Origin of the sequence: Polymorphobacter multimanifer (genome assembly GCF_014205635.1) — a bacterium.
Lineage (GTDB): Bacteria > Pseudomonadota > Alphaproteobacteria > Sphingomonadales > Sphingomonadaceae > Sandarakinorhabdus > Sandarakinorhabdus multimanifer.
Window position 1 is genome coordinate 1 of record NZ_JACIIV010000066.1, and the last position, 2,683, is coordinate 2,683.

Genomic DNA, 2,683 nt, shown 5'->3' on the forward strand with positions numbered 1-2,683 from the left:
AGGTCGAAGATCTCGCGGAACGTCAGCAGCCCGTCCGAGATGGCGGTCCCCGGCCCCTGGGCACCGAACGAGGTGAGCAGCGCCGGCTGTGCGCCGCACTGCGGGGCGGGGGCGGTGACGAGGCCGTGGGTGGCGAAGTGCAGGATGCGATACTGGTTGAGGTCGCTGCGCGCGGAGAGTGCGGTGTCGGTGAACGCGTCTTGCGTGAGGATGTCGGTTGTTCCTCCAAGCGCGTTGGCGGCGGTGCGCAACTCGTCGGCAACGATCGGGTTGCCCCAGGCGGTGAGCGGCCATTCGCACGCATCGCGCGGGATGGCAGTCATGGCAGCGGGCGGCGCTGCGTTCTGCCCCAGCCCCAGATACGCCTTGCCGGCGCGCGAGGCCGCAATGCCGCGCAGCTCGACGAACGACCGCGGGCTGACCGCGGTCGTCACCATCCGCCGGCGCCCCAGCCAGGCGATGCCGCGCATGTCGTACGCATCGGCGGTGATGTCGGCGACCCGCGCCAGATAGGCGGGCAGGCCATCATCGGCTTCGATGAGCAGATTGGGCGGCAGCTGCAGCAGCGGCCCATCGGGCTCGAACACCAGATGCTTCACGGTGCCCATCTCGCCATCGAGCCCGGCAAACAGCAGCGTGTGCAGCCGCCGCGCGGTGCTCGCATCGAACGGATAGGTCGCGGTCTGGCCGTTCTCGATCCGCACGATCGAGTCGCGAAGCAGCGCCACCATCGCTTCGAGCTCGCGCGTCGGTGCCCCCACCACCGTCACCCGCGCCGCATCGGCAGTCACCATCATCCCATAGGCCTGCTCGCCCACCAGAGTGAGCTTGTAATAGGCCTCGCCCGGCTTGAGCGCCGCCTGCAGGTCGGCCAGCGCCAGCGTCTCGGGCGCCACCACCCGGTAGCGCGGGAACGCCGACAGCTTGGCCAAGAGCTGCGTCTGCTGCTGCGCCAGCGTCTCGCGCTCGGTGCGAAGCGCTGTCAGCCGCGCCGCATCGTCGATGCCGAGCTCGGCCTGGGCGGAGAGCCGGCTCACTTCGGTCTCGACGCGCACGATCTCGCGGCTCACCCGGCTCTGCTCGCGGAACAGCCCGGCCGCCGCATCGCTGCCACCCGAAAGCTCGCGCGCCAGCACGGCCTGCGTCTGCGCCACGCCGGGGCGCACCAGCGTCTGGGCGGCATCGAAGAACGCCGCTGCATCGGCGCGGTCGCCCGATGTTGCCAGCAGCGCAAAATAGGGCCCGATCAGCGGCCGGATCGCCTGATCGCCGCCTGGCGTGGCGGGGGCAGCACGGACCACCTCGGCAAAGGCGGACCGCGCGCCGGCGCCATCGCCGCTGCGCGCCAGAAGTGCCGCCAGCCGTGCCCGCGCCGCCAGAAGTGCGGCCGAGCCGGGATATTCGACGCTGAGCAGCCGTGCCGCTTCCTCGAGCCGGCTGCGTGCGCCGGGCAGGTCGCCTTCGGCCTCGGCAATGGCGGCAAGATCGGTGTAGCTGGCGGCGTTGAGCCACCCCAGGCTGCGCACCCGGCCGCCGCGGATGCTGTTGATGCCGGCAATGGCCGCCCCCAGCGACACCTTGGCGGCCGCGGTGCGCCCGCCGGCGCGCTCGGCCACGCCGCGCAGATAAAGCGCCTGTGCATCGAGGATCTCGATCCGCTCCTGTTCGGACAGCCGCTGCTCGCCGCCTGCCAGCCGCGAGAGCCGCCCGGCATCGGCGTTCAGGCGCTGCGCGACCGGCCGGTCGATGATCCCCTGTGCCAGCCGCTCGGGTGCCAAGCCCCCCTGGCTGGCTGCCGTCACCGGACTGGCGAGGATGCGCAAGGCGTCCGCCACCTGCAGGTTGTTGAGCGCATCGATGGCGCGGAAGTTGCGCAAGCGCCGCTGCTGCACCGGGTCGACGGCATCGGGCGCCCGGGCGGCGCGGGCGAACAGGTCGAGTGCTTCCACCCGGTTGCCGAGGTTGGACTGCTGGAGCCCCTGGTTGGCGAGATACTCGGCGGTGCGCGCAAAGCCGGCGTCGCCGGCACGGCTGCGCTCGACGAGGATCTCGAAGAAGGCCGCGGCTTCGGCAAAGCTGCCGGCATTGTTGCGCAGATAGCCTTCGGCCAGTGCGGCCTCGGGATCGAGCACGCCGGCCTGCACGCGGGCAAGCGCTGTGGGGTCACCGCTGCCGGTGGTCGTCACCGCCACATCGCCCTCGACCGGCCGGTCGGCCACCATCGATTGCAGCCCGAGTGCCAGGGCGGACTCATACCCCGCCAGCCCCTGCGCCAGGTAAAGCACGCCGCCGCGCTCGGCGCTCAGCAGCAACCGCGGCACGCCCGCATCGGCAGCAGCACACTCCGCACGCCGCACCGCCAGCCCGCCCAGCATCACCTCGCTCGTCGCTGCACAGCCAGCCCCGCCAACCCGCGCCAGCACGCCTGCCGCCGCATCGCCGCTCCCCGAGCGCAGCGCAAAGAGCGACCCCACCTGCGTCGCCGCATCCCGGCACACCAGCGCATACCCACGGTCGAACATCGACACCAGAAGCGGATCAACCCCCCGCAACTGCGCCGTGCAAAGCACACCACCCGTGCCAACACGGAAACTGTCCAAAGCCTTCAACCCGCGCGGCGCCGCTGCCGAAGGAGAAGACAGCGCAAGCGCCAGAAACGCCGCCGTGGAGAAAAAGCGGATCA

Annotated in this window: 1 protein-coding gene; it reads right to left on the reverse strand. The window is 71.3% G+C overall.

The annotated features are described in order from the left end of the window. Window positions 1–2,522: CHAT domain-containing protein (locus FHS79_RS18430; protein WP_207792458.1), on the reverse strand; the 2,522-nt coding region annotated here is incomplete at its 3' end. Between the last annotated feature and the right edge of the window lie 161 nt (window positions 2,523–2,683).